Source organism: Mesorhizobium sp. P3_A2 (assembly GCF_056403115.1).
On the sequence record NZ_JBFUGC010000007.1, the window covers coordinates 1 to 26,833 of the forward strand.

Genomic DNA, 26,833 nt, shown 5'->3' on the forward strand with positions numbered 1-26,833 from the left:
CCCCAAACGTGTCGGACATCGGCGCGAAGAAATAGAGATAGCCCTTTTCGGGCAGCAGATTCCGTCCCGGTCCCGGCGGCAGATCCGAACAGTCAATTTGCGCCATGAAATTGAGACGCTCGAGCAATCCCTGCCGATTGTGAACCGTTGGCAAGTCGAATTCATCGGGGACAATCGGCAGCCCACCAAAATAGCTCATGCTTCGTTGGGGAAGACGCGGCGGAAAGACGTGCTTGATGGCAATGCGCGCGGCTTGCCCACGTTCGATCGCTTCGCGGCCATCGGCGGAAATCGGCGGGATCTTGCGCTCGACATGCGCTTTGAACGCCGCCTTGCGCTGGTCGTCGCTGGTCTTGGCCTGCTGCTGCATATCGGCGATCAGCTTTTCTGCCGCAGAGTTGGGTTTGGGCGATATAGCGTGGGCCGCGTCAGAGGTTCGCGCACGGCTTGGCTTGTCTTTTTCTTTTGAAGACGAACCGGAAAACAGCCCGGCAATGCCTTTTGCCCCGCTGTAGATCAGGCTGCCAACGAGCAAGAGCATCGCCCCGACCACAAGCAGCGGCATCAGCATTTCCATGACGCTTACCCCCCAACCCCGTCCCCAGCTAAGTCACTCCGTCCCGCAACCAAATTATTGCCGTCATATGAGGCGCTGCGCAAGCAAGGGGCCAACCGATCCGCGATTCGCGGCATTGGCGGGCGCAGCTCACAGCGATCGAGGCGATCGAGTGGAATACTTGTTCGGTGTCCGATACACATCAGGCACGCCCGATCAGAATCGATGCCTTGTGGACCAAGTATCGCAATCTGGAGCGGCCGGTTGGCCTTCAGCCAGCCTCTTCCTCGAAGAACGCCTGAAGATCGGTGCGACGCTTATGAAACGCCTGGGCCTCGTTGGTGTGGCGCGATTTGAAGTAGTCGAGCAGTGTGCGGCCGACGAACGACACGATGCAGTGAATTGTGCAGGGATACAAGCCATTGCCCCTTGTAAATGAGCATCCGATCTGATTTGTAGAATGCAGCTTGCGGATAGATTCTGCTGTTGTTGTTTCGGCGATAGTTGATATCAATGCAGGGCCCACTGCCTGACCATTCCTTACGGACTGACCATATTGTCCGCTGCCTTGGCAAAAGAGTATCCGCAAGCCTTTCATGTCAGAGTTAAGCAACCTCCGAGATGTTACAACACTCCCCCAACTTGCCAGACTATTGGACTTTCCAGCCGAGAACCTCTCATTTGCACTTTATTGGCATCGACGCAGGCGACCCTATCATCACTTCACCATTGCGAAAAAAAACGGCGGTCGCCGCCTCATAGCGGCGCCCAATGCGAAGCTGAAGTTCGTCCAGGGCAGGCTTGCCGATCTCTTGGGCCGCATTGAGTCTGAAATGGAGCTAAAGCGCACCACGCGCTCCAGAGTCCTGTCGCATGGCTTCAAGAAAACCTTCTCCATCATTACCAACTCCAGTCAGCATCGCAATCGCCGGTGGGTGTTCAACGCTGATATCAAGGACTTCTTTCCATCCATCAATTTCGGCCGCGTCTATGGCTTCTTCCTAAAGGACAATAATTTCAAGCTCCATCCAAAGATTGCGACGATCATCGCGCAAATCGCCTGCTATCAAAACCAACTTCCTCAGGGCAGCCCCTGTTCGCCGGTCATTTCGAACCTCATCACTCACATCCTCGACATCAAGCTGAACAGATTGGCGAACGATCTGCACTGTACCTACACGCGCTACGCCGACGACATAACGTTCTCAACTAATGAAAAAGAGTTCCCCGAGCGTATCGCCAGATTGGTTCGGGGCAGCGACGACAAATGGGTTGTCGGCGACGGCCTGCTCCACCTGCTTTACCGTGCTGGATTTCAGATAAATCACGATAAGACGCGCATGCAGCGCCGCGACTCTAGGCAGGACACCACTGGTCTCATAGTTAACCAGAAGCTGAATGTGCGGCATGAGTATTACAAGCAAGTGCGAGCAATGTGCCATCACCTGTTTAAAGAGGGCTTTGCGTACTCGGGGCCCAGCAGGATTCCAGTGAGTAACCACACCCTCGAAGGAATGCTGAGTTTTATCTACCAGATCCGGAGACTCAGGAGCCTCTCAATCGTTGTTGAAGACGAGATTGAGCGCAATACGTTCTTCAAAAGGGACCAGGCGGGTTTTACTGAGCTTTATGGTCGGTTCCTCAACTATCGGTCGTTCTACGGCATGATTAAGCCCACCATCATTTGCGAAGGCAAGACGGACAACATTTACCTTCTGGCTGCGATTAAAAAACTCGCCCCAAAATTCCCTAGGCTTATCGACCCCACTCAAAAGGTGCCGATGAAAGTACAATTTTTCAACTACTCCAACCAAAGCGCGCTGTTTCAGAGCCTCTCTGGAGGGGGCGATGAGATGTACAAGCTTATGAAGGAATTCAAGGAGCGCTTAAAATTCTTCAAACATGGTCCGTCTCAACCCGTGATCATGGTTGTCGACAACGACAAGGCGTCAAAAGGTATCTTCAGCTACATCGGCACAGTTCACGGGACTGGGCCAGTCAGCGGCTTGGAGCCATTTTATTACGTCTATGAAAATCTCTACGTCGTTCCTGTACCAACAACGGCTGACGTTACCGCAATTATCGAGGATCTGTTCGACCCATCGGTGAAAAGGCCGATCAACGGCAGAACGTTTAGCGATAGCAACAAGAAATTCGATCTTACAAAACACTACGGCAAAAACGAATTTGCAACGACGATCGTCGCGCCCGAGCGCAACACTATCGATTTCACCAAGTTCGAACCGATGCTGCAGGCCATATGCGATGTCATGGATCACTTTGCGGCAATCCTCGCAGCCAAACCTGGAGCCGCAGTTCCGCCTTTGGCAGCTACTGGCTCATAAAAAGCGACCCCGAAGGCTACTAGCGGTGTACTTTGTGCATATCAACCTCAACGGCAGGCTCTCTCCGCCCGCCCTCACTTCCCCATCAACTGCTTGGCATTCTCAGCCGTGATCGCGGTCGTTTCCACCGTCACCGTCGGCTCAACCTCGGTCGCGCAATCCAGCAGGATCTTTTTCGACATCTCGATCGCTTCCTTCGCACCCGTCGGGTAGGTGAAGGTTGCGACCCAGTCGCCCTTGGCGACGGCCTCGATGCCGCCGGCCGGGCCTGGCAGGCCGTCGGTGCCGATGATCTTGACGTCCTTGCCGGCGCCCTTGGCGGCGAGCAGCGCGCCTGCGGCCATCATGTCGTTGGAGGCGTAGAGCACCTTGATGTCGGGATGCGCCTGCAGCATGGCGGCGAAGGCGACTTGGGCTTTATCCGGCACCCAGTCGGCGGCCTGCTCGGCCACGATCTGGATCTTCGCATTGCCCTTCACGCCTTCCTTGAAGCCGTTCAGCCGCTCCACCGCGGGCGTCGAGCTCGGCAGGCCTTCCAGCACCGCTGCCTCGCCGCCATCGGGCAGCAGCGTCTTGGCGGTGTATTTTCCCGCTTCCTCGGCGATCTTGAAATTGTCGCCGCCGATGAAGGCGGTGTAGTCCTTGCCGGGGGTCGCCGACCGCTGTGCGCTGCCCGTCTTTTGGTTGATAAAGGTCATGGATGATTTCGAACGGCTCTTGTTCTGACCACAAGGACTTCACTGGAGCTCCCTCTCCAGATCTTGCAGGAGACAATCTGCCTCAAACAGTTTGTTTGCAGAGTCCTCTTTCGTGTCATTCTTGCATAAGCCTGGGACAGGGTCTTCGGCATCAATGATGTAGGCTGTTCCGCCGGACAACCTCCATCCTAGCGGCAGCCCATATAGTAGGCCCCGGAGATGCACGATACGTGCTCTATATCGCGAATTAGACGAATTGTTCAGTGTTTGGTCAGCCGAACGAATGGCCTCGATGGGCCGGACACCCCAAGTGTTCAACATCGCTCGTATTGGATCCAGGACGTCATTCAGCCCGCGCATCGGGCCGGGCTCACCAGGAGCTCCCGTCAGGATAATGAGTTTAGTCACTATCCTGCCGCCCAGACCCGCCTGATCGATCGCCTCCATGACTTCCCGTGCTGTGGCCAATCCTGAGTTGTCGTAATAGCCGCCGTCTACCAAATAGGTCACACCTCCTGATGCGCTCTTGTACCAACCCGAAGGCGTAACCCATGGAAAGCGAGCACTAAGGAAAGCACCGGTGCTCAGTTTCACGCCGGCAAGCACTTCTCCAGGCCACACCGGCAGGAATTGGTCTCCATTATCTCCAACCTGGAATGGCGCCATAACTCTGCGCTGACCAGTCTGTACGTCAGTGGTGTTTAAGATAAGAGCCGGCCAGCCCGCACGCGGGTTCCAGTGATCTGTGAATGCCTGCAGTAGGGGGTTCGCGAAATTAGATCCCTGGCGTGATCCATCTCCTCCAATAAAGGTCGGATTTTCGAAGGACACCTCAAGTGAGCTATCTAGTGCGCGCGCCCGGTCGAGAATTGGTATCGGTACAGGCAGGACGGCCTGCAGCAAATCCCCGAATAGAAGACCCGATAGCAAGGGAGACAAATAATCCTGGTCTAGAATTCTTCCCGATTGATCCACCATTGAGTCTTTTAGGAGCAGCTGACTGTTAGTCACCATATCTGGTTTGCATGGGTTAGGCTCAACTTGCTTTCGCTTCAGCAACGAGACAAACACCGAAGCCCCGACGCTACCCCCAGAGACGCCGCTGATAGCGAAGTTATGCCAAGCGAAGGTGGGACATCTATCCTCGAGACTCCCAAGAAGACTGGCCGTGTTATACGCGGCGTATATACCGCCGCCCTGCGCCGCAACTATATAGACGGGGTAAGGTGTTCCGGCGCTCTCATACTTATTCTTGTCTGGTCGACTATCGTACCATTCTTTCACAATATCCCTAAGCGCACGCCTACCATCTATCTGGGCGCCTCCCTCCGAAGGCGGCGGAGCGCCCAAGTTTACCACGTGATTATTATTAACTCCGGTCCATGAAAGAAATATTATCCAGCAAAAAAGTACAAAGATAAAAGGAATTTTTAGACGTGATGATTGCATAGAAAGCTGAGTTAGGATTGACGTCGCGCATATCAAAAATAATCCGAGCACTCCGATAGGGCCAATCCACCTCGGCATCGCGACCGGAACCGCCAGAAAGACTATTACCAAGCCAACGAACGCAAGTATCGGGCCACTATTCTCCCAGCGCGTTGCAGGCCATAAGTCCCTCGGATGAAGCAGACGACCCAAGAATATTAGGAGGCAAATCGCAGTGATCACGAGCGATCCCGCCATGGCCTGCATGACTCCTGCTGGCAAGATAAGGAACTTGATGATGTCCATCATCAAGTTGACTTCGGCCGCGTCCGGTTGAGTCCCGTATTTGGCGACCCACTTGTGCTCGGCAATCGCTTTGAGGGTTGAAGCATTATGACTGTCAGGCTCAAAGGGTATTGACGCAAACACTCCCCAGGCAGCCGCTATGATTACAGAAAACGCCAATATTGTTGGCGCAGAACGCAAGATCGTTCGTTCCACGTGGGCTTCGGGAGATCTAGGCCAGAATGTCGAACCCGCGCGACACGCGGAGTACCATATTGCCAGGGCAGTTCCAAGTATTCCTAAATATGAAAACAGCATCTCTCTAAACAAAATAAAATGAGGGCATTCCATACTAAGTAAACTTCCGCCACATCGGAAAGTGTAACCGTACCACCAATCCTGGGCGATAACACGATAGACCTCGCGAGTCTGCGGAGGTCCCGCCAGCAGGGCCGCCCCTATCGCAGTCAGGGCAAGAGGCACCCTAATGACCCTAGCCGCACTAAAGAATGTGCCAACTACAGCGAGAACACGCTCGATGATGGGTGCAGACCGCGAAATCACGATATCCTTCTCATCTGTCGGATTGTCCGTTTCGGAGACAGGCGTTGTAGGTTTGCAGGCATTTGTCCGAGCAGGACCGGTCATCATTGCATTTCTGACGGCAAATAGCGTAGTCCTCCTCGCATTGACGGAGGGCTTGGTCGGTCTCGGCCGTACTGGCGGCGCCTCTATTGTTCTCGACTATAGATGAGACGAGGAATAGTGAGCCCGCTAGAAGCGCAATCAGCGCGACACGACCCATAGTAACACATCGACTGGGCACCCAAAGATGCGATTGCTTCACCATGCTTAGTTTCCTCCTTCAATGTCTCGAAACAAGCTCCGCCTAGCAGGCGCAAGTGCAGTTCCTTTAGGAAGAAATCCGAAGAAGATCGGCGTGACGAAGTCGTGCGTTGCAACGCTGAAAAAGTCGAGGTTGGTGAGACCGCCGACATTCGTGTCCGTATCGTGGCAAGTCGCGTTGCCTTCAGCTGCGTTTGCGATGACGAAGCTTGGACCCTTCTTGACGCAAAGAACTCTGTGTCTCAACACTCCCGGTGCCGAGACGTTGTGGCCAGCGGCGTCGTGAGCATGTACATAAAGGATATTGCCAGTATCAACACTCAGCGGGATAAAGCAATCTCCATTATCTAAATGATACCATCCTTTTGCCAGGGTTCTCCCATCTGCTTGGTATCCGAGGGCGATTGTTAGAGAAACCTTACCGAAATTGCATATCTCTGCGATGTGATAGTGATTGCCGTCGAGCTTTTCGGCCTCCCTTGTCGCGAGTTCGTGGAGTGCAATCCATTTTTTTTCGATGTCAGGTAAACGTGTGTCCATGGATAGCCACATCCATGGGCGCACGATTTTTTCCCTTTCCCCCTCTGGGGGTATCCGAGATGCGTCCACCCATTTTTTCTCGTCGTCAGAAATAACGGACGATCCAAGCCTCCCATACTCCCATGAAGACTCAACCGGATGATACTCCGCCCTGATGCCAATAAGACGCTTATTGCGGTAGACTGAAATCCCGCATTCCGCGGCCTCGCCTGTTCCCCCATAAGCATGGTGAGAGTGCCAGTAGTCATTTCCGAGCGCTATCCTCTCAATTTTCGCCACGGAATTCCGTGATAGAGAAACCGAGAAGCGCTCGACACCCGCGAGCTGCCTGTTCTCAACAATGTAGGGTAGCGTGCTATCATCGACAAATGTCTTGCGGTTCACGCCGATTGTGTTGCATCCAGCAGATAGCTGGTAGGGATTGTGACACATCATCCAACCGAGGTTGTCACATGCTCGCCAGGCCCAAAACTCCGGCAGGTTGCCCGAGAAGTCCATTCTTGACAGGCCGTAGATCTGTATTCCCCATACAAGCGCCTGTTCAACTGTCTCAACACGAAAGGTGGATTTGTTGGGTGTCACTAGGAACGTAAAAAACAAAGAGGCCGGCAAAAAGGGATCTGTGTCTGCGCTGCTAAGCATCTGCTCGATAGCAGCATTGGTAGACAAGTCCGGGGTGTCGGCGCCGCCCCCTTTCTTCTGCACAAGAGCGTCCCAGCTATCAAGGTAGAGGATGCGGCCCATCGTCAAACGGCCTCGCTCATATTCCTCAAGTACCTGTTCTTTCGTGTATGGCCGGTCTGATAAGTCGTCTAATGTTGGGGCGTGAAATGCCAGTATGCCCGTATAATGAAGAAATCTAGCTTGCCGTCGATTTGTGGAGGACACACCGACGTCGCCATAAGGGCCCGCAGACAGACCCGCTCCCATGAAAGCAATGGCGCACGCGGACTCGCAAACTGCTCCTTCGGGCACCACTGCGATCCAATTATCTAGGTGCGGTATTAGGTCAAGTGCATCGTGGAGCTTGCCCCCTGAACTCGACATACATAGCGCACGGAATCCTGGCTGCTTCTCAAGTTCTGCCTCAAAAAAGCCGGCCGATTTCAGATGGCTTCGTGCATTGAGCTCGCGGACTGCGTTTTCGAATGCAGATACGGTATTGCCGTCGATTTCACCTGACAGCATGAGATTGCAGCGTGGCTCGAACTGCATGTCCTCTAGGGGATTATTGAGATAATCAATATTTTCCGGAATGATATCTACGTATGCTGCAATCGCCGCGGAGGGCGCCATTGAAACCAGTAACAAGCTAGTGAGCGGTATAAAACACGCAATGAACAATGAAAAAGATTTGGATTGAGGATCACGTTGGGTCATTGAGGGAGGTCGCCACAAAACAAGTATTGGCCTGGTTGCTTACAGCTCAGCTCCGACGTCCGAGGCCACTTATGGCTACACGTAAACGGTTTCCCAATGGCGGCTGGGGCGTGCCATATCTGTGGCAGATTTATAGCGCTTTGTCGATTATTTCAATCTGTGACTGAGCATTCCGCGCTTCGAGCTGTCGAATCTATTGCGGGAGGCCGCACACCGGCGACGCACGATCTCTCTTGATTGGCTCTAAGGTAAAGTGGGGTGCTAGAAAGTCGTGCTTCGACATCATGGGCTCGCAATCCATCGGCGATTATAGTGAAACACACTGATCTATACTTGCGTTCAACATCGTGTGAAGCGACCGATCAATTCCTTCGTCACCTCCAATAGGAATGATCGCGTGGGGGCCGGTGATCCGGTCCTTCGTTCGCATCTTCCGCCCAGGGTGCTCAGACCTGGACGGTTATTGATTTATGACAAAAGTGTTTGCGGGCGCGCGCTAAGCACAGATTCACGGCTCCACCGATACCGCCGAGACGATCAGTGAATAGCGCCCGGCCCGAAAACAAAACAAGGCCCCTTCCGGGGCCTTGCGCATCAACCTCAGCACTGGGCTCTACCCCCCTACTTCCCCATCATCTGCTTGGCATTCTCAGCCGTGATCGCCGTCGTCTCCACCGTCACCGTCTTGTCCACCTCGGTCGCGCAATCCAGCAGGATCTTTTTCGACATCTCGATCGCTTCCTTGGCGCCCGTCGGGTAGGTGAAGGTTGCGGCCCAGTCGCCTTTGGCCACCGCTTCGATGCCGCCTGCCGGGCCCGGCAGGCCGTCTGTGCCGATGATCTTGACGTCCTTGCCCGCGCCCTTGGCGGCGAGCAGCGCGCCGGCGGCCATCATGTCGTTGGAGGCGTAGAGCACCTTGATGTCGGGGTGCGCCTGCAGCATGGCGGCGAAGGCGACTTGCGCTTTATCCGGCACCCAGTCGGCAGCCTGCTCGGCCACCACCTGGATCTTGGCGTTTTCCTTGACGCCGTCCTTGAAGCCGTTCAGGCGTTCGACCGCCGGCGTCGAGCTCGGCAGGCCTTCCAGCACCGCTGCCTCGCCGCCATCGGGCAGCAGCGTCTTGGCGGTGTATTTGCCGGCCTCGAGCGCGATCTTGTAGTTATCGCCGCCGATGAAGGCGGTGTAGTCCTTGCCGGGGTCGCCGACTGTCTTGCGGTCGAGCTCGATGACCGGGATGCCGGCATCCATGGCACGCTTCACCGCTGGCGTCAGCGGTGCCGCCTCGAAGGGCGAGATCAGCAGGATGTCGACCTTCTGGGTGATGAAATTGTCGACCTGCGAGGTCTGCGTGTTGACGTTGCCGGCGCCGTCGGCGATCTGCAGCGTGAAGCCAGGCACTTCCTTGGCCGCCGCCTCCAGCTCGTCATTGACGTGCTGGCGGTAGGGCTCGGCGTTGTTGGCCTGCGAAAAGCCGATGATGAACTGGCCGTCCTTGGCGCAGGCTTTCACCAGCGGCTCGGCGGCGTAGGCGGTGCCGGCAATGCACAGGCCGGCGCCGGCCAGAAGCATGGCCTTGAGGGTCGATGCTCTTGTAATGGTTCTCATAACTCACTCTCCTCCTCGTCGGGCCGGGGGGCCAGACCTTGGTTGACGTCCACGTGTTGCCGTCTCCTCCTAACGACCCAAACCCTCGCGGCGGCGAACGAGGGATTGAAGCACTGCCGCCAGCACGATGATCGCGGCGGTCGCGAGCAGCTGCATGGCGGGGGTGATGTTGTTGAGCTGCAGGATGTTGGCGAGTGCGCCCAGCATGATGGTGCCGGCAACGGTACCGACCATGGAGCCGGCGCCGCCGAACAGGCTGGTGCCGCCGATGACCACGGCGGCGATGGCTGTGAGCTCATAGCCCATGCCGTCATTGGCGCTGCCGAAATTGAACTGGCCGGCGTGCACGATGCCGGCAAGGGCGGCGGCAAAACCGGTGATGGCGTAGACCGAGATTTTCACCATCGACACCGGCACGCCGGAAATGCGCGCGGCGCGCTCATTGCCGCCGACGGCAAAGACGTAGCGGCCGAAGCGCGTGGTGTTGAGGACGATGGTGGCGATGGCCGCAAAGACGATGAAGACAAGCGTTGCCACCGGCACGGTGTTGTTGAACAGGCGCTCGCCCAGCACGGCGAAGACAGGCGGCGCCAGGCCCGGCCCGTCGCCATAGGAGATGTTGATGTACTGATTGCCGGAGACGACCAGCGCGAGACCGCGCGCGGCCTGCAGGCCGGCCAGCGTGACGATGAAGGGTTCGAGCCGGAAACGGGTGGAGATGGTGCCCTGGATGGCGCCGAAGACGATGCCCATGACCAGCACGGCGAGGATGGTGGGGATCAGCCCGAAGCCGCCGGAGATCATCATCGAGGCGGTGACGACGCTGGACAGGCCGAGCACCGCGCCGACCGACAGGTCGATGCCGGCGGTGATGATGACGAAGGTCATGCCGATGGCGATGATGCCGGTCTCCGACACGGCGCGCACGATGTTGGCAATGTTGTCTGGGTTGAGGAACAGGATCTCGCCGTGGCGGCGCGGCGAAAAGATGATGCCGCCGATCGCCACCAGCACCAGGCCGATCAGGCTCTGGAAGCGCACGATCAGCGCCAGCGGGTCGCGATGTTTTTGAGGCGCCGCCGTCACGGGTGCGCCTGCCGCTGAAATCTTCTCGTCAGACATCAGGCCTCCCTGCCATTTGCCGCGGCCAGCACCGTGTGCTCGTCGACGCCGCCCATGAATTCCGCCACATTGCGCCCCTGGCGCAGCACCACGATGCGGTCGCACAGACCGATCAGCTCCGGCATCTCGCTGGAGGCGACCAGTATGCCGAGGCCTTGCGCCGCGAGTGCCCTGAGCCGCGCATAAATCTCGCCCTTGGCGCCGACATCGACGCCGCGCGTCGGCTCGTCGAGCAGCAGAAGCCTGGGATTGCCGAGGATCTCCTTGGCCAGCACCACCTTCTGCTGGTTGCCGCCCGACAGCGCGCCGACGGCGATATCAGGGTTCTTCGGGCGGATGTCGAACTGACCGAACGATTGTTTGACCGCCTCGGCCTGACGGCTTGGCGAGACCAGCCAGTTCGGCGAGATTCTGGATATGACCGACATCACCAGGTTGAGGCCGACCGCCATGCGCAGCATCAGGCCCGAGCCCCTGCGATCATCGGTGACGAAGGCAATGCCGGCTGCGCGGGCGGCGCTGATCGAATCCAGCTTTACCGGCTTGCCCGATATGGCGACCTCGCCCTCCCAGCGGCCGGACAGGCCGGTGCCATAGAGCGCGGACAAGAGCTCAGTGCGCCCTGCCCCCATGATGCCGGCGAGGCCGACGATCTCGCCTTCATGGACATCGAGCGACACGCCCTGCGGCGCCTGCCAGCCGGCGCTGTCGCGGGCGAGCTTGAAGCTTGCATCGCGCAGGCTGAGCAGCGGTTTTCCCGCGCCTTTGGCACGCTGCGGATAAAGCTCGTCGAGCGGACGCCCGACCAGCAGCCGCACCAGCTCGGCCTGCGGCGCGTGTGGCTCGGTAATCCCGGCGACACGGCCGTCGCGCATCACCGTCACACGGTCGGCAATGCCTGGCACTTCCTCCAGCCGGTGCGAGATATAGACGATGCCGACGCCGGTGGCGGCGAGCTTCCTCATGATGTCGAACAGCCGCTCGACTTCGCCCACGGTGAGCGCGGCCGTCGGCTCGTCCATGATCAGCACGCGCGAGGCATAGGACAGCGCCTTGACGATCGCCACCACCTGCCGCTGGCCGATCGACAAATCCGCCACCATCGCCCCTGGATCGATGGCGATCTCGATCGCTTCCAGACGCTTCTTTGCCTCGCGGCGCATCGCCGGCACGTCGAGGAAGCCGCCAGGACGCATCAGTTCGCGGCCGAGGAACAGATTGGCCGCCACATCGAGCGACGGCACCAAGTCGAGCTCCTGGAAGATGGTGGCGATGCCTGCCGCTTGCGCCTCGCGCGGGTTGTTGAAGGCTACCTGCTTGCCGTCGATCTCGATCGTGCCTTCGTCCGGCGTGTAGACGCCTGAGAGAAGGTTCATCAGCGTCGACTTGCCGGCGCCGTTCTCGCCGAGCAGCGCGTGGATCTCGCCCGACTTGAGGTCGAAGTCGACGCCGCGCAGCGCCTGCACGCCGCCGAAGCGTTTTACCGCGCCTGTCATCACCAGCAGCGGCGCGGTCATTTCGGCCTCCCGCAGGATTGGCGGGTTTGCAGCGTCGCCTGCAGCCGCACCGAACGCGGCGCGGACGCGGTCGACGCGATGCGGGCGCTGAGCAGCGCCGCCGCCTGCCGACCGATCTCGGTACAAGGCTGCTCGATCAGCGTCAGCCTGGGCTCGAAACAGTCGGCCCATTCGAAATCGTCGAAGCCGACCAGCGACAGGTCGCGCGGGATGGAAAGACCCTTTTCGCGGATGGCGCGGACTGCCCCGATCGTCGTCATGTTGTTGCCGGTAACCAATGCGGTGGGCGGCGTGGGCAGCGACAGGATCGCATGCGTCGATGCGGTCGCCGCCGCCGTGTCGACATTCTCCGGCGAGACATAGTGCGGCATGCTTTCAAGTCCATTGGCGGCGAGCGACGCCTGGAATGCCTCGATGCGCTCGCGCGTCGTCGCCAGCCCCGGCTGTCCGGCGATGTAGCCGATGCGCTTGTGGCCGAAGGAAGCGACATGGTCGATCAGCGCCCGCATTGCCGTGTCGTTCTCGACGCCGATCTGGTCGAAGCGGTCGTCGGCGAAACGGTCGATCAAAACGCAGGGCACTTTCTTGTCGGCGAGATAGTCGATGGCGCGCTGCGGCGAGCCCGACGGTGCCAGGATGACGCCGTCGACGCGGCGCTGGTGAAAGGCGCGGACCACCTGCAGTTCGCGGTCGGGATCTTCCTGCGTGTCGGAAAGGAAGACCATCAGCCCGAGCCGCGCGCATTCGGCCTCGACCGCGCAGATGATGTCGGTGAAATAGGGATTGGAGATCGCCGAGATCGCCAGGCCGACGCTGTTGGTGGTCGAGGCCTTCAGCGAGCGCGCCAGCTCGTTGGGCTGATAGCCCATGGCGGCGATGGCGTCGTTGATCAGCTTCGCCTTCTCCAGCGAAACGAAGCGCGTGTTGTTGACGACATGCGAGACGGTCGACACCGACACGCCGGCGCGCCGCGCCACTTCAGCCATTGTCGGCAATGAAACTCAGCGCCTGCAAGCGCTCCTCCCTATGCGTTTCCCGTCCGCTCTGTTGGCGGATTTCGAAGAAGCTTAGGGCGATCGAAACGTTTGCGCAATCGATTCGATGGATTTTTTTGGCGGAGCTCATCTCCCCCCTTGAGGGGGGAGATCAGCAGCTTCCGCGCAGCCTCGAGTCTTCGATGCGACGACGCGCGTCAACCTTCGGTCAGCGCCTTGGTCGTCACCAGCGTGACGCCCTCTTCGGTGAAGTCCGCATTGTACCGGGCGATGATCTCGGCAGCGGTTTCGCCTTCCGTGTCCAGCGTCGAGTGCGCATCGGACACGACGGTGACGGCAAGGCCTTCGGCCAAAGCGCCCCTGACGGTACCGGCGATGCAGAAATCGGTCTGCGCGCCGGCGAGCACGACTTCATCAGCACCCTGCCCGGCCACCCAGGCGCCAAGTTCGGGATTGGAGAAGGCGTTGCGGACACTCTTGGAGAATGTCGGTTCGTCCTTGGCCTGGCCGAGTTCCGGCCATACCGGCCAGCCCGGCTCGCCCGGCGCCAACGGATCGCCGGCCGGCCCATCATGCCGGACGAAAGCGACTTTGCGCCCGCTGCGCCGTGCCCAGTCGATCAGCGAACGGGTGCGCGCGGCAATGCCCGGCGCATCATGGATCGGCGGCTCGACGCGCCCGTCGAACATGTTGGTCTGGAGATCGATGACGATGAGGGGGGCGAGTTTTGACATGGCGCGAAGATAGCGCGGGAGGTGGGAGGGTCAAGCGGCGCTTAATCTCCCCCCTTGAGGGGGAGATGTCGCCGAAGGCGACAGAGGGGGTCGCCGCGCGTGAAGCGCAAACCTGCATCGGCCGCAGGGAGGCTGAGCCCGGTCGGACCGCCCCCCCTGGCCTGCCCGCTTTCGTCACTCGGAAAGCCAAGCAATTGGCTTTCCGTCCGCTTCGCGGACCGCTCCTCAACCCCCACAAGGGGCGAGATTAGCTGTACCCTCACCCGATTCCGCCCGTCACCACATAAGCGCCGGCGGTGCGTCCGTCTTCGAGCCGCACGATCGCTGTGACGATCGAACCGTAAGCGCCGCGCCACACACTGTGCGTCCGCTCATGCTCAACAGCTGGCACCACGATGCGACCATGGAAACTTGCGCCGCTTCGCTGCATGGCGACGGGCTCGCCATTGACATGAACCTTGACGCTGGCGCTTTCCACGCCGATGGCAGCTTCGAGTTCGGCCGTAACGGCGATCTCTGCCTGATCTCCCAGATTTCTCGTCTCGGCAGCAATCGTGAGCGTCAGCGGCGACGCATCGTTGGCCCTCAATCCATTGCGCGCTGCAAACACATCATCCGCCAGCGCCGGCGTGCGCGGCGGCGCGGTGCGGCGTCGGGTAGCGCGCTCGAAATCGCCGGCCAGGCGCAGCAGATCCACATCGCCGTAGGCCTTGCCCGCAAATGTCAGCCCGACCGGCATGCCGATATCGGCCATCGTGCCCATCGGCACGGTGACGGTCGGGATGCCGAGATGGCGCCAGACCAGATTGCCGTTGGCGACCCAGGTGCCGTTGCGCCAGGCAAGGTCTGCCGAGGCTTCGTTGATATCGGCATCGGCCGGCCCGACATCGGCGACCGCCGGCAGCATCACGGCGTCGAGCCTGTTCGCATCCAGCCAGTCCTCGAAATCAATGCGCCGCGTCGCCTCAAGCCCCTTGAGCCCTTCCGCCAACGTGGGAATGTCGCGGAACGGCGTCACGCCCTGCCTGGCGCGGGTGACATAGTCGGCCAGATCAAAGCCGTCATCCCCATAGCGGTCGGGCAGCGTGCCCGGCGGCTGCGGGAAGATTTTGGGGCCGTCGACCGAAGCCAGATCGGGGATGGCCGGGTCGGCATTGGCGCGCAGAAAGTCGTCCCAGCCCCAGATGCAGAGATCCCAGATTTCGCGCTCGGCGAAGGCTTCCGGGACCAGTCCGCGCTCGACCATGGTTCGCGCGCCCGGACGGTCACGCTCGTGGTTGGAGACCACGGGGAAATCGACCTCGACTACTTCCGCGCCGAGCTTTTCCAGATCGCTTGCCGCCTGCCGCCAGAGGTCGACCACCGAGGCTCTGACCTCGATGGGCTTTGTCGCTTCGCCATCGCTGCCGATATACATTTTCGGCACGCCGAGGCGCTTGCCCTTGAGGGCGCCTTCCAGCGCCAGACCGGTATAGCTTGGCGGCCTGAGTGTCGAAGGCTCCGGGATGGGCACCCAAGGCTGCACGCGCCAGAAATCGCCGCGCGTCTCCTGATCGTCGGTGACGATCACGTCGAGCAGTTCCAGCATGTCGGCGATGCCGCGCGTGTGCGGCACCACCACATCCATGGTCGGCACCAGCGGCCAGTTGCCCCTGACCGAAATGACGCCGCGCGACGGCGTGTAGGCGACCAGCGCATTGTTGGACGCCGGCGCGCGGCCAGACGACCATGTCTCCTCGCCCAGCCCGAAAGCGGCGAAGCTGGCGGCGGTGGCGGTGCCGGAACCGTTGGACGAGCCCGAAGCAAAAGCGGCGGTCAGGTAGTCGCCATTGTAAGGGCTTTCGGCGCGGCCATAGACGCCGCGCTGCATGCCGCCATTGGCCATGGGCGGCATGTTGGTCAGCCCGATCAGCACCGCGCCGCCGGCCCTGAGCCGCGCGATGGTGAAGGCGTCCTCATTGGCGACGAGATGCTCGAAGGCAGGCGAGCCCGCAGCCACCGTCAGCCCTTCCACCTTGTAGCTGTCCTTGGCGGTGTAGGGGATGCCGTCGAGCGGCCCGAGCGTGGCGTCATTGCGGCGCCGCAGATCGGAGGCCGCTGCCTCCTCGAACATTGCGAGGTTGAGCACCGGCACCGCATTCAGCGTGATGCCATGGCGGTCGTAGTGCGCGATGCGCCGGAGGTAGGCGCCGACCAGTTCGACGCTGGTGACGGTGCCGTCCTCCAGGGCACGGCGCAGGTCGGCGATCGAGGCTTCGACGAGGTGGAGATTGGGCATGGGATTCTCAAGATGCAGCAGCAAAGGAGTCTTGGCATCGGGCGACGCAAGTGTCACGCCTCAAACGATGGGCATGGTCGGTGACGCTGCTGATCTCCCCCCTTGAGGGGGAGATGTCGCCGAAGGCGACAGAGGGGGTCGCCGCGCGTGAAGCGCTAACCTCCTTGCGTCTGCGACAAGGGGCCGAGCCTAGTCGAACCGACCCCCTCTGTCCTGCCGGACATCTCCCCCACGAGGGGGGAGATTGGCTGTTGCCCTCAGTTCCTCAGGGCCTGTGCCGGCGACTGACGGTAGGCGAGGATCGACGGCACCACCGCCGCCACGCCCGCCACGACGAGCAGGAGCAGCGCCGAGCGCATATCCTCGACGCGGAATGTTACCGGCATGGAAAAACCGCTCGCCTCGGCCATCGTGTGCGCGATCGTTCGGGCGGCGAGATAGCCGAAGAGGAAACCGAGCAGGACACCGGCGCCGACGATGACAAAGGTTTCCACCCAGACGATCCCGAACACCACCGCGCGGGGCGCTCCGAAGGCGCGCAGGGCGCCGATCTGGTGCCGTCGCTGCAAAACATGGACGATGACGACCAGAAGAATTGCCGCCGCGACGAGGAATTGCGCGCCGGCGGCCACCACGGAAAGGATGCGCCTTGCATCGCCTAGGGTCCCGTAAAGCCGGGTCAGCACTTCGCCGGGGAAGACCGCCAGCGTGCGGTCGCTGCGATATTGCTGGCGCAGCTTGTAGGCGTCGGCGATGGTGTGCGGTTTTACCAGGACAGCCGGCAGGCCGGGCGCCGAGGGATCGAGAACGGCATCGGGGTTGATCCGCGCATCGAAACCGTGCGGCTCGGCACCGTCTTTTGCGTCAACCTGCTCGACCAGTGCGGCAATTCCGGCTCGTCCGTTCTCGTGCCTGTGAACATGCCACACCGCCTCGATCGGCACGATGATCGCCCGGTCCCAGGCGGTGCCGGTGGGGCTGAGGCGCCCGACAATCGTATAGGTGAAATCATTGTGGATCTCGGTCGCCGCATGCAGCTGTCCGTGCGCGGGGTGAAAGCGGGCGCCGACGCTTTTGGGCACGGCAGCGCCGACCAGCGCATCGCCAAGCAGCGCAAATGTGCGGCCTTCGGAGACGCCGCCCAGTCCGTCGACCAGCGCTTGCGTGGTTCCGACGATCGGGAAGTCTTCGACAAAATCACCGAAACCGACCGGCGCTGCCCAGGCCACCCGCTTGTCCCTGATGAGGCCGGCAAGCACATCGCCCGGCATCAGCGACAGGGGTGCCGCCTGCAGAAATACCGAGGACAGCACCAGTTGGGTTTCGCTGCCCGGAGCGCCGATCACAAGGTCGAAGGCGTCAGCCGCTTGCGCGCTGCCCAGACGCAGTGCCCGCTCGCTGAGGGTCACAGCAACCCCGAGGGCCGTCGCAAGGGCGATCAGCAGCGCCACGGCAGCCACGCCGATCCAGTGCCGCCTCAGATCCGCGGCGATGAAGCGGAGCATCGGCTATTCCTTTCCAGCTCAAAACGCTTCATCGCGGATGTCCTGCAATGTCGGTGTGTCGCGCGTCACCTGACCGGCCTCCAGGCGGATGGTCCGGTCAAGCCTTTCTATCAGCCGTTTCTCGTGACTTGCGACGATGAGGGTGGTTCCCGCCTCGCCGGCCAATTGCAGCAACAGGTTCGCCACGGCGATACCGGCATCGGAATCGAGGCTGGCGGTCGGCTCGTCGGCGACGACAATGGCCGGCCTTGTCACCAGCGCCCTGGCAACGGCGACCCTTTGCATCTGTCCGCGCGACATGGTTTCGACCGGCTGTCCCGGGCGCGAGATTTCGACCCGTTCCAGCAGCCGCAGTCCTTCCGCCTTCAGTTCGGCCACGGGGCGGACCCTCGACAGTCTGCCGGGCAGCAGCACGTTTTCGAGCGCCGACAGGCCGGGGCAGAGGTAGAACTCCTGCATGACCAGGCCGACATGGGCGGAACGCCAGCGATCGCGCCTGGCTTCGGAGAGGCTGGAAAGCTCGGTATCGCTCCAGCGCACCGATCCCTGCCGTATCCTTTCCAGCCCCGTCACGATGTTGATGAACGTCGTCTTGCCCGATCCCGAAGGCCCGGTCACGGCGACTTTCTCGCCAGGTCGGATCTCCAGCGCAGGCACAGCGAGCGCCGGCTTCTCGAGGTCGCGGAAGGAAACCCGCAAATCCCGCACGGACAGGCCGAGCATGATCGCTACGCCCGGCGAAAATGCGCGTCGACGATGCGCAGGAGGCTGACGAAGCCGGTTTCCGGGTCGGTCCAGGAGCCGGTTTCCAGCCGGCCGGCCACCTCAATGAGGGCGTTGGCCTGTTCGAAGGTTTGCGCCTGGTCGAGATAGACGACGACGATGTTGTCTGGCCAATCGGCATCGGATGAGCAGAAGGGACACAGCGCCATCGGAATCTCGGTCAGGACGAAGAATTTCGCCTCGGCCTTGAGCGGCGGCGCCATGAAACCCCGCATGGTCACATCCTGGCCGGCAAGCGTCTTGACCTTGTCGGAGAAGCTCATGCCGAGCACGCCGATCTTGGCGTAGAGGTCATCGAAGGTGAGCGGCGCGGGCGCGGCCGACGCGCGGCGCAAAGCCTGGGAAAGACAGACCGTAGCCGAACCGAGCAGCATGCCGCGACGGGTGATCGGTCTGCACTCCATGATTGCTATTCCCTTGTCGATTGGCGCGGGCGCCGTCAGCGCCCGAACCATCGTCCCTGGCCGCTCCATCCGCAAGCACCGGATGGAGCGGCCGGGATCATCATAGACTGCGCGGCTCAGTTCGTCGCCGGCGCCAGTCCGAGCGCATCGGCGAGGACTTTATAGACGTCGCTCTCCTCCATGTAGCCCTTGAAGCCTTCCGCGCCTGGGCCGGTGGCCTGCAGCACGACGTCGTCGACGGCATGGACCGCTGTATCGGCCGACTTCGGCAGATTGCCGATGCGCAGCACCGCGCCGGGCACGTCCTTGTACTTCTCGTTGGCGACATACTGCTTGCTCTCGTTCTGCACCGCCGGCACGAACGGGCCGTCAAGCTTGGGGCGGAACGTCTCGTAATAGTCGGGGAAGCTGGCGCCGAAGATCGCCAGACGACGCGAGACATCGACGCTGTCGGGGTAACCGTCGTTGTTCTTGTCCTGGTAGTTCGGGAAGCCGGCATCGGCATAGACACCGACCTTGTCGCGCATCTCGGGGCCCGGCTTGCTGTCGTCGATGGTGCCGACGATTGAAACGCTATGGGTGTGGTCGCCGGTCATCACGATCATCGTGTCGGGATGGGTCTTGGCGAATTCCATCGCAACGCCGACCGCCTTGTCGAATTCGATGACCTCGACCATGGAGCGCTCCCAGTCCATCGGATGCGACATCTTGTCGACCGAGGCGCCCTCGACCATCAGGAAGAAGCCTTCGGGGTTCTTCGACAGTTCGCCAAGTGCAACATTGGTCATTTCGACGAGGCCCGGCTGATTGGGGAAGGTTTCCACGGTGCCCTTCTTGAGGAAGTCGCGATCCAGCGTGACGTCCATGTTGCCGGTATGGAACAGGCCGAGGATCTTGCCGGTGTTGGTCTTGGCTGCAGCCTCGAGTTCGGTCTTGTCGGTGGCAAGGGCGTATCCGGCATCGCGGAATTTCGCGATGTAGTCAGTGTCGTCCTTGCGCTTGGAGCCGGCCGTGCTCTGCGGCAGGAAATAGGCGGAGCCGCCGCCGAGGATGACGTCGGGCTGCGTCTGGTAGAACATGCCGACGATGTCGGCCTTGTCACTGCGGCTGCGGGTATGGGAGACGACGGCTGCCGGGGTGGCGTCCTCGATCTCGGCCGTCGAGACGACGCCGATCGACTTCTTGCCGGTGCGCCGCAGAGCCTCGGCGATGGTCTCGACCTTCGGGTCATCCTGGCTCGGCTTGGTGCGGTCGGCATAGACGCCGAGCGCGTTCACCGCCGTCTTGTGGCCGGTCATGTAGGCCGACATGGTGTTGGCGCTGTCGGTGGCGATGGCGTTGGTCGACGACGTGCCGATAAAGGCCATATGGTCGAGATCGTCCATGTTGAGCCGGCCGTTCGCCTTGCCTTCGGTCATGCCCTTGGACATGATCCGCGCGCCGGTGCGATGCGCAACGGAGAGGCCGTCGCCAAGCAGGAAGATGACGTTCTTGGCGCGCGGGGTCGCCGAGGTTCCGAACACCTCCCATTTGACGGACTTGGTCTCGTCGCCAGCCTTGGCTTCGATCTCATAGGTGCCGGGCTGGGCGATGCTGGCGGCGCGGACCAAAATGGCGGAGGCATCGACCCCCTCTTCCTTCTCCACGAACTCGACCTTCTTGCCGAGAACCTCCTCGGCCGGCTTGCCGTTGATCGTCACCGTGACCTGGTCGGGGGTGACGACCTTGTCGAATTCGACCTTCAGGTCGAACGGCGATTGAGCGAGGATGGTGGCGCGGTCGAGAGGATAGATCGTGGCAGCACCAGCAGCGCTGGCAAGACTTGTCGTAACGGCAAGCGCGATGAGAGGGCGAAGCATAAGTGACCTCCAAAATTGACTGATAAAAGGCAGTTTTTTGGTAGTCGTTGCCGATGTCCGTTATATGACAAAACCTCGCCCGGGGCGCTCACATTCCGGGCGGTCCGGAGCCGGTTGAGAATCGGGATTGAACGAAGCTGTCGATGGGCGCATCGCTGGCCTGCCGGCCACGACCCAATCAGCACCCTCACTGCGGTGCGCCGGCGAACAGGATTTCGCCATCCCCTGTCGCCGGCCAGTCCCTGATGGTGCGGTCGTCGCCGCCGGTGAGCAGCGTACCGTCGGGCGCGAAGGCGACCGCATAGATCGGGCCGGTGCGGCTGTCGAACATGGCGATCTGGTTGCCGGTGTCGACGTCCCACAGCCGCGCCGTGCCGTCGAGCGAGCCGGAGGCCAGTCGCTTGCCGTCGGCCGACAGCGCCAGCGTGTAGACTGTGCCTTCGTGGCCTTCGAAGCGACGCACCTCCTTGAACGTGTCGAGGTCCCAGAGCTTGATCGTGTAATCGCCGCTGCCGGTGATGACGTGATGGCCGTCGGCGGTGAAGTCGGCGCCGTAGGTGCCTTGCTCGTGGCCGTGCCAGCTGCGCAATTGCTTGCCGCTTTCGACGTCCCAGAGTTTCAGCGTGCCGTCGATGGAGCCGCTCAGCGCGCGTGTGCCCTCGAGCGAGATGGCGACCGTGCTGATCGGCCAGTCGTGCCCGGTCATCACATGCAGCGCGGATTTGTTGACGAGGTCCCAGACGATGACGTTGCCGGTGTCGTGGCCGCTGACGGCACGCTTGCCGTTCTGGCTGATCGCCAGCTTGCGGACACCGCCATTCTCGCCCGACGAGAAGACGTGCAGCACCGTGCCGTCGGTGAGTTTTCGCAGCACGATTTCGCCGTCATCGCCGGCGGTCAGCGCGGTGGCGCCGTCGGGCATGAACAGGGCCGTGCGCGCCATGTCCTTGTGTTCGCCGAGATTGCGGATCAGCCGCTTGCCGGCAATGTCCCAGAGCTTGATCATGTGGTCGGTGCTGGCGCTCATGATGTCGCGGCCATCGGCTGACACGGCGAGCCAGACGACGGCGTCGCGGTGACCGTCGGGCTCGGTCGGCAGTGGTGGTTCGGCCGGCGGCAATGGCGCCACGGTTTCCGGCGGCGAAGGAAGTGCGGCTTGCGGCGGCGAGGCCGGAGCCGGCGGCGGCGGCGCTGCCGGAGGTTTGGCTTCCTGCACCGGCGGAGCTTGCTCAGGCGGCGCGGCAACCGGCGGCGAATTCGGCGGAGCTGGCGGCGTCGCCAGATCCGGCGGGACGCCCGCGACATCCTGGCCCTTCGGCTCGGCTTTGGGTTCGTTCGGGGCGGTTACCTCAGCGCCCGGGCCGGCTGCGCGCCACGGGCCGAACTGGTCGGCCAACAGCGCCAGAACGACAAGCGCCGGCAGAACCAGGAAGGCTCGCCGCAACCGTGGCCTGCCGGGGTCTTGCACCTCCGCCGCCCGACCAAACAATGGGGCTCCGGACAGGTGGTTCGAGCCGCGCGGCAACAGGCCGGCAAAGAACAACAGCGCGCCGATCACGCACACCGCGCCGGCCGCGAAAAAGGCAACCAGGCGCACGGAGGCAAAGGATGCCGCGATGCTCGCATCAGCCTGTGCCAGACGCTGCATGGCGAAACAGACTGCGCCGATAACCAGCAAGACCAGCGCGAGCAGCCTGTCGGCACCCCTGTTCATTGGCTCTCTTCCCCAGGCCGCGTGCTCTGCGGCCGCCCTGTCACGAAACTAGCAACGAAACGCGTAACGCAAAATGCCAACTATGAAAGTGGCTGACATCACGCTGCTACTTCAATTCCACCCACACCGGCGCGTGGTCGCTGGCGCCGTCCTGCCCGCGAACATCGCGGTCGATGCCGGCGGCAGTGAGGCGGCGCGCCAGTTTCTTCGACAGTAAAATGTGGTCGAGCCTGAGGCCGGCGTCGCGCGGCCAGCGGTTGCGGCGATAGTCCCAGAATGTGTAGAGCGTCTCCTTAGGATGCTTCTTGCGCAGCGCATCGGTCCAGCCCTGCTCGAGCAGGCGCTGGAAGGATGCGCGGCTTTCGGGCTGCACCAGCGCGTTGTCGTCATAGGAGCGGGTGGCGTAGATGTCGCGCGGCTCGGGCACGATGTTGTAGTCGCCGACCAGCGCCACCGGCAGGCCGGTATCGAACAGCTGCTCGGCATGCGCCTCCAGCCTTCTGTGCCAGGCAAGCTTGTACTGGAATTTCGGCCCCGGCTGCGGGTTGCCGTTGGGCGCGTAGAGGCAAGCGATGACGACACCATTGACGGCCGCCTCGATGTAGCGGCTCTGCTTGTCGGCATCGTCGCCGGGCAAGGCGTCCGCGGTCAGCACCGGCTCGGATCCTCGCGCCAGTATGGCAACCCCGTTCCAGGTCGGCTCGCCCTTCCACACCGCGCCATAGCCGGCGTCTGCCAACGCCGTGCGCGGAAACTGCATGTCGCGCGCCTTCAGCTCCTGCAGGCAGACGACATCGGGCTTGGCTGACGCCAGCCATGCCAGCAGGTTTTGAAGCCGGCTGTTGATGTTGTTGATGTTGAACGAGGCCAGTTTCATTTTCTGACGCCGAAGGCGCCCCTCGCTTCGTCATCCTCGGGCTTGACCCGGGCATCCATGCCGTGCCCTCTGCCGTGGAACTCGGCAGGGCAGAATTCTTGACCGTTGCTGCTCTCAAAAGTCACGGCATGGATCCTAGGGTCTGCGCGCGTCGCTTCGCTCCTTGCTTCGCCCTAGGATGACGAAGCCGATGGCCAGGCCTTCACCGTCTCGGCCAGCGTCTTCAGATGATCCGCCGTCGAAAAACCGGAAATCGCCTTGCGCGGCTTCAGATCGTGGTCGCCGTCCTCCAGCCAGACCACTTCGATCTTGTCGGAGAGACCGTAGCTTGCGACCTCTTCCCTGGTGCCGAATTCGTCGCGCGTGCCCTGAAAGATCAGCGTCGGCGTCTTGAGAGCGGCGAGATGTTTTGTCCTGAGTTGCTCGGGCTTGGCCGGCGGATGGAAGGGATAGCCGAGGCAAATGAGGCCCGAAATCTCGCCCTTGGCAAACATTTCGTCGGCGACCATCGAGGCGACGCGTCCGCCCATCGACTTGCCGCCGATGATGAGCTTCCCGGTGACGCCCTTGGCCCTGAGGTCGGCGATTGCCTTGATGTATTCCGGGTTCACCGTCTCGGCGCGCGGCGGCGGCTTGCGCTGACCGTAGCGGCGCGCCGCCATATAGTGGAATTCGAAGCGCGCGACCTGGAAGCCGGCGGCGGCCAGTGCCTTGGCCGTGGCGGTCATCGAAGGCGAATCCATCGACGCGCCGGCGCCGTGCGCCAGCAAGATGGTGACGGGGGCGGTGTCGTAGCCGTCGAAGAGGAAGGTGGTCATACGAGCTCCAGCGTTGGTGACCCCTTCTCCCCTTGTGGGAGAAGGTGGCCGAGCGCAGCTCGGTCGGATGAGGGGTGCTCCAGAGAAGGCCAGCGTCTCATTCCGTCCGACACCCCTCATCCGTCTCGGCGCTAGCGCGCCGATCCACCTTCTCCCACAAGGGGAGAAGGCAAGAACTCACCCCGCCGTCCGCGCCGTCTGCAGATCCACGAACTGTATCCCCTTTTGCGCCGTGCGCGCCCATTCGGAGTCAGCATCGAGTTCGAGGTAGCGCGCCCAGTTCCGCCGTGCCTCTGCCAGATTGCCGGCGTCGAATTCAAGCCGCGCCAGATTGAACACCGGATCAGCGTAAGTCTTGTCGAGCGCGATCGCCTTCTGCAAATGCCGGCGCGCCGACGCTACCTTGCCCTCGTCGCTCATCAGGCCGGCGAGGTTGAACCACGCCTCGACGAAGGCCGGATCGAGTTTAATCGCCCTTGCATAGTCATGTGCCGCCTCGTTGACACGGCCGGCGCCGCGCAGGCAGTTGGCGCGGTTGAAGGCGGCGATGGCGTCGCTCGGATCGATGCTGAGGCAGCGCTGGTAAAGGGCTGCCGCCTGCTCGTGGTCACCCTGTTCTTCCGAGCTTTCAGCCTCGGCGAACAAGTCCTCCAACGTGTCGTCGCCGGCTGCACTCGCGCTGCCGAGATCGAACAGCAGCTGGCCGTCAAGCTCGCTCTGGCCGCCTTCGAGATAGATCGCATCGGGCCGGCCATGCTGCGAGCCGACATTGAGCGATTTGGCGGTGAGCGAGGCGACCGGGCCGGAACGATGCACCGAGCGCGCGATGGCGCCCCATGATGCGCCGCCGGCGACCAACCCGGCATATTTGCGGGCCAGGATCAGGTCGCGGAAGGAGTACGGTTCTGAATCATGCTCGAAAGCGTCGAACAGGCTGAGCAGGTCGAGATCGGCGCCCGACAGTTTCGACTGGTCGATGAGCGATTGCCTGGACAGCGAAGACGCCTCCGGCGCCTTCATCAAGCCGAGCAGCCGCAGAAAGCCGTTTTCGCTGAGGAGTGTGCGGCCGGCGGCGCGCTCGGCTGCGACACGGCGCTCTATCTCGACATCGCCACCCTTTGCCATACCCGCCTTGGCGAGCTGCGTGCGCCCGAACACGACATGGCTGGTGCGCCTGGTGACGCCGCGCCGCAACTGGCCGTGCCGGCGCTCGACCTCGCGCGCGGCGAGCCGCAGCGGAAACGCCGCCAGCGCGCCGATGGTGCCGAAGACGGCGCCCGGGATTATACCGGTCGGCGCCGTCACCCCTTGCTCTTGCCGACGGCCTTGAGCAGATTGGCCTTCAACGGGTTTTCCTTGGCACCGGCCTTTGCCTTGGCGCCTGGCTTTTCAGCCTCGTCGGCCTTGCTCTTCGACTTGGCCGGCGGCTTGGCCGACTGCGACAGGCTCGCCTTCAGCGCATCCATCAGGTTGATGACATTGCCGCGCTCAGGGGCCGCCGCAATGATCGGCTTGTGGCCTTTGAGCTTCTCGCGGATCATCGTCATCAGGGCGATCTCGTAGCGGTCCTCGTAGTTCTTCGGGTCGAAGGTGGTTTCCTTCTGCTTGATCAGCGCTTCGGCCAATTGCAGCATTTCGGGGTCGGGCTTGCCGGCCGGGATGTTGCCGAAATATTCAGCCGTGCCACGCACTTCGTTCGGGTTCCTCAAGGTGCAGACGAACATGCCGTTCTCGCGCGGACCGATCGTCACCACGCGCTCGCGGCTGGACAGGACCAGGCGGGCGATCGCCAGCTTGCCGGATTTGCGCATGGCTTCGCGCAGCACGGCGAAGGTCTCTTCCGCCATGGCGCCATCCGGCGCCATATAATAGGGCGCGTCCTGGTAGATGACGTCGACCTCGTCTTCATCGACGAAGGCCTCGATGTTCATCGTGTGGTTGGATTCGATACGCACTGCTTCGAGGTCGGCATCATCGATGATGATGTACTGCTTGTCCTCGTACTCGTAGCCCTTGACCAGATCCGAACGCTCGACCAAGCCGAGTTCAGGGTCGACCGGCTTCATGTTGATGCGGTTGTGTGTCTTTTTGTGCAGCTGATTGAACGTGATGCGCTCGCTGGTCGTCGTTGCCGGATAGAGCCGGACCGGACAGCTGACGAGGCTGAGCTTGAGGTAACCTTTCCAACTTGCCCTGGGCGCCATGATTTACTCCTACGCGGCCATGCACTGACATTTTGCTTGAGCATGACCTTGTCCGAAAACCGGTTCCCACTTTTCCGGATCATGCTCTGTGCAGCGCTTTTCGTCCGTAGGACGATTGGCGCCGAGGAAATCCTACACCGACCCCACACGATACAGGCAAATCCCTAGCGAAATCTTCCAGTCGCCTTGGAGGTCCAAGGTCGAGAATAATTCAAATTGTCCGAAGCGTCGATGGACTTGGGTTCCTCGCCCCCGCTTTGGCGGGGGGGAGGTGGCTCGGCGAAGCCGAGACGGAGAGGGGGAATGCTCGGACTGATGTTCTTGAGTGGCCAATCCGCTA

20 protein-coding genes and 1 pseudogene are annotated in these 26,833 nt (G+C 61.4%); 1 reads left to right on the plus strand and 20 read right to left on the minus strand.

Going from position 1 to position 26,833, the window contains the following annotated elements:
• The coding region (locus AC1DXM_RS16860; protein WP_477234383.1) for a DUF1963 domain-containing protein at positions 1-577 on the minus strand (577 nt) is incomplete at its 3' end.
• A 250-nt stretch (positions 578-827) separates the two neighbouring features.
• Positions 828-974 (minus strand): hypothetical protein, encoded by a 147-nt coding sequence (locus AC1DXM_RS16865; RefSeq protein WP_477234385.1) that lies wholly within the window; start codon positions 972-974, stop codon positions 828-830.
• Between the two features lie 178 nt (positions 975-1,152).
• Between AC1DXM_RS16865 and AC1DXM_RS16870 the strand changes: the two genes are divergently transcribed.
• Positions 1,153-2,901, plus strand: a complete 1,749-nt coding sequence (locus AC1DXM_RS16870; RefSeq protein WP_477234387.1) for a retron Ec67 family RNA-directed DNA polymerase/endonuclease — start codon at positions 1,153-1,155, stop codon at positions 2,899-2,901.
• A gap of 74 nt (positions 2,902-2,975) precedes the next feature.
• Here the strand turns inward: AC1DXM_RS16870 and AC1DXM_RS16875 are convergent.
• The 18 genes and pseudogenes from AC1DXM_RS16875 to ku form a co-directional block, all read right to left on the minus strand.
• Positions 2,976-3,548, minus strand: a pseudogene (locus tag AC1DXM_RS16875) (substrate-binding domain-containing protein); the annotation flags it as partial.
• 90 nt (positions 3,549-3,638) lie between these two features.
• Entirely contained in the window at positions 3,639-5,513 is a 1,875-nt protein-coding gene (locus tag AC1DXM_RS16880; RefSeq protein WP_477234389.1) for a cation:dicarboxylase symporter family transporter, read from the minus strand.
• Between the two features lie 651 nt (positions 5,514-6,164).
• Entirely contained in the window at positions 6,165-8,078 is a 1,914-nt protein-coding gene (locus tag AC1DXM_RS16885) for a DUF1036 domain-containing protein (RefSeq protein ID WP_477234391.1), read from the minus strand.
• Between the two features lie 621 nt (positions 8,079-8,699).
• Positions 8,700-9,683: a substrate-binding domain-containing protein gene (locus AC1DXM_RS16890; protein ID WP_477234393.1), complete on the minus strand. Its 984-nt coding sequence runs from the start codon at positions 9,681-9,683 to the stop codon at positions 8,700-8,702.
• A 69-nt stretch (positions 9,684-9,752) separates the two neighbouring features.
• The gene (locus AC1DXM_RS16895) at positions 9,753-10,805 is read right to left on the minus strand and encodes an ABC transporter permease (RefSeq protein ID WP_203281102.1); all 1,053 of its coding nucleotides are present in this window, start codon (positions 10,803-10,805) and stop codon (positions 9,753-9,755) included.
• Positions 10,805-12,322, minus strand: a complete 1,518-nt coding sequence (locus tag AC1DXM_RS16900; RefSeq protein ID WP_477234395.1) for a sugar ABC transporter ATP-binding protein — start codon at positions 12,320-12,322, stop codon at positions 10,805-10,807. Before AC1DXM_RS16900 ends, AC1DXM_RS16895 begins: the two co-directional genes overlap by 1 nt.
• Positions 12,319-13,317 carry a LacI family DNA-binding transcriptional regulator gene (locus AC1DXM_RS16905; RefSeq protein ID WP_477234397.1) on the minus strand — a complete coding sequence of 333 codons (999 nt, stop codon included), beginning with the start codon at positions 13,315-13,317 and terminating at the stop codon, positions 12,319-12,321. The genes AC1DXM_RS16900 and AC1DXM_RS16905 overlap by 4 nt, the downstream gene beginning before the upstream one ends.
• A 197-nt stretch (positions 13,318-13,514) precedes the next feature.
• Positions 13,515-14,051 carry an isochorismatase family protein gene (locus tag AC1DXM_RS16910; protein ID WP_477234399.1) on the minus strand — a complete coding sequence of 179 codons (537 nt, stop codon included), beginning with the start codon at positions 14,049-14,051 and terminating at the stop codon, positions 13,515-13,517.
• A gap of 259 nt (positions 14,052-14,310) precedes the next feature.
• Positions 14,311-16,329, minus strand: coding sequence for an amidase (locus AC1DXM_RS16915; RefSeq protein ID WP_477234401.1), 2,019 nt, complete (start codon positions 16,327-16,329; stop codon positions 14,311-14,313).
• Positions 16,330-16,586: 257 nt separating this feature from the next.
• Positions 16,587-17,834 (minus strand): FtsX-like permease family protein, encoded by a 1,248-nt coding sequence (locus tag AC1DXM_RS16920; protein ID WP_477234403.1) that lies wholly within the window; start codon positions 17,832-17,834, stop codon positions 16,587-16,589.
• 18 nt (positions 17,835-17,852) lie between these two features.
• A complete protein-coding gene (locus AC1DXM_RS16925) occupies positions 17,853-18,557 on the minus strand; it encodes an ABC transporter ATP-binding protein (RefSeq protein WP_477234405.1) in 705 nt (234 codons plus the stop codon).
• 5 nt (positions 18,558-18,562) lie between these two features.
• On the minus strand, positions 18,563-19,021 hold the full coding sequence (locus AC1DXM_RS16930) for a hypothetical protein (RefSeq protein ID WP_477234407.1): 459 nt from the start codon (positions 19,019-19,021) through the stop codon (positions 18,563-18,565).
• A gap of 116 nt (positions 19,022-19,137) precedes the next feature.
• Complete coding sequence (locus tag AC1DXM_RS16935; protein WP_477234409.1) at positions 19,138-20,880, minus strand: alkaline phosphatase; 1,743 nt, start codon at positions 20,878-20,880, stop codon at positions 19,138-19,140.
• A 187-nt stretch (positions 20,881-21,067) separates the two neighbouring features.
• On the minus strand, positions 21,068-22,594 hold the full coding sequence (locus AC1DXM_RS16940; RefSeq protein WP_477234411.1) for a WD40 repeat domain-containing protein: 1,527 nt from the start codon (positions 22,592-22,594) through the stop codon (positions 21,068-21,070).
• 106 nt (positions 22,595-22,700) lie between these two features.
• A complete protein-coding gene (locus AC1DXM_RS16945) occupies positions 22,701-23,471 on the minus strand; it encodes an exodeoxyribonuclease III (protein WP_477234413.1) in 771 nt (256 codons plus the stop codon).
• A gap of 173 nt (positions 23,472-23,644) precedes the next feature.
• On the minus strand, positions 23,645-24,289 hold the full coding sequence (locus AC1DXM_RS16950) for an alpha/beta hydrolase family protein (protein WP_477234415.1): 645 nt from the start codon (positions 24,287-24,289) through the stop codon (positions 23,645-23,647).
• Positions 24,290-24,466: 177 nt separating this feature from the next.
• Positions 24,467-25,594, minus strand: a complete 1,128-nt coding sequence (locus AC1DXM_RS16955) for a tetratricopeptide repeat protein (protein ID WP_477234417.1) — start codon at positions 25,592-25,594, stop codon at positions 24,467-24,469.
• Positions 25,591-26,493, minus strand: a complete 903-nt coding sequence (ku, locus tag AC1DXM_RS16960; protein ID WP_477234419.1) for a non-homologous end joining protein Ku — start codon at positions 26,491-26,493, stop codon at positions 25,591-25,593. Before ku ends, AC1DXM_RS16955 begins: the two co-directional genes overlap by 4 nt.
• Positions 26,494-26,833: the final 340 nt, after the last annotated feature.

Coding starts and splice junctions, on each gene's coding strand:
- AC1DXM_RS16925 (WP_477234405.1), bottom strand. CDS start 18,557: ATGCTCGGCCTGTCCGTGCGGGATTTGCGGGTTTCCTTCCGCGACCTC.
- AC1DXM_RS16915 (WP_477234401.1), bottom strand. CDS start 16,329: ATGCCCAATCTCCACCTCGTCGAAGCCTCGATCGCCGACCTGCGCCGT.
- AC1DXM_RS16940 (WP_477234411.1), bottom strand. CDS start 22,594: ATGAACAGGGGTGCCGACAGGCTGCTCGCGCTGGTCTTGCTGGTTATC.
- AC1DXM_RS16870 (WP_477234387.1), top strand. CDS start 1,153: ATGTCAGAGTTAAGCAACCTCCGAGATGTTACAACACTCCCCCAACTT.
- AC1DXM_RS16885 (WP_477234391.1), bottom strand. CDS start 8,078: ATGACCCAACGTGATCCTCAATCCAAATCTTTTTCATTGTTCATTGCG.
- AC1DXM_RS16930 (WP_477234407.1), bottom strand. CDS start 19,021: ATGGAGTGCAGACCGATCACCCGTCGCGGCATGCTGCTCGGTTCGGCT.
- AC1DXM_RS16920 (WP_477234403.1), bottom strand. CDS start 17,834: ATGCTCCGCTTCATCGCCGCGGATCTGAGGCGGCACTGGATCGGCGTG.
- AC1DXM_RS16900 (WP_477234395.1), bottom strand. CDS start 12,322: ATGACCGCGCCGCTGCTGGTGATGACAGGCGCGGTAAAACGCTTCGGC.
- AC1DXM_RS16910 (WP_477234399.1), bottom strand. CDS start 14,051: ATGTCAAAACTCGCCCCCCTCATCGTCATCGATCTCCAGACCAACATG.
- AC1DXM_RS16950 (WP_477234415.1), bottom strand. CDS start 24,289: ATGACCACCTTCCTCTTCGACGGCTACGACACCGCCCCCGTCACCATC.
- ku (WP_477234419.1), bottom strand. CDS start 26,493: ATGGCGCCCAGGGCAAGTTGGAAAGGTTACCTCAAGCTCAGCCTCGTC.
- AC1DXM_RS16895 (WP_203281102.1), bottom strand. CDS start 10,805: ATGTCTGACGAGAAGATTTCAGCGGCAGGCGCACCCGTGACGGCGGCG.
- AC1DXM_RS16890 (WP_477234393.1), bottom strand. CDS start 9,683: ATGAGAACCATTACAAGAGCATCGACCCTCAAGGCCATGCTTCTGGCC.
- AC1DXM_RS16935 (WP_477234409.1), bottom strand. CDS start 20,880: ATGCTTCGCCCTCTCATCGCGCTTGCCGTTACGACAAGTCTTGCCAGC.
- AC1DXM_RS16945 (WP_477234413.1), bottom strand. CDS start 23,471: ATGAAACTGGCCTCGTTCAACATCAACAACATCAACAGCCGGCTTCAA.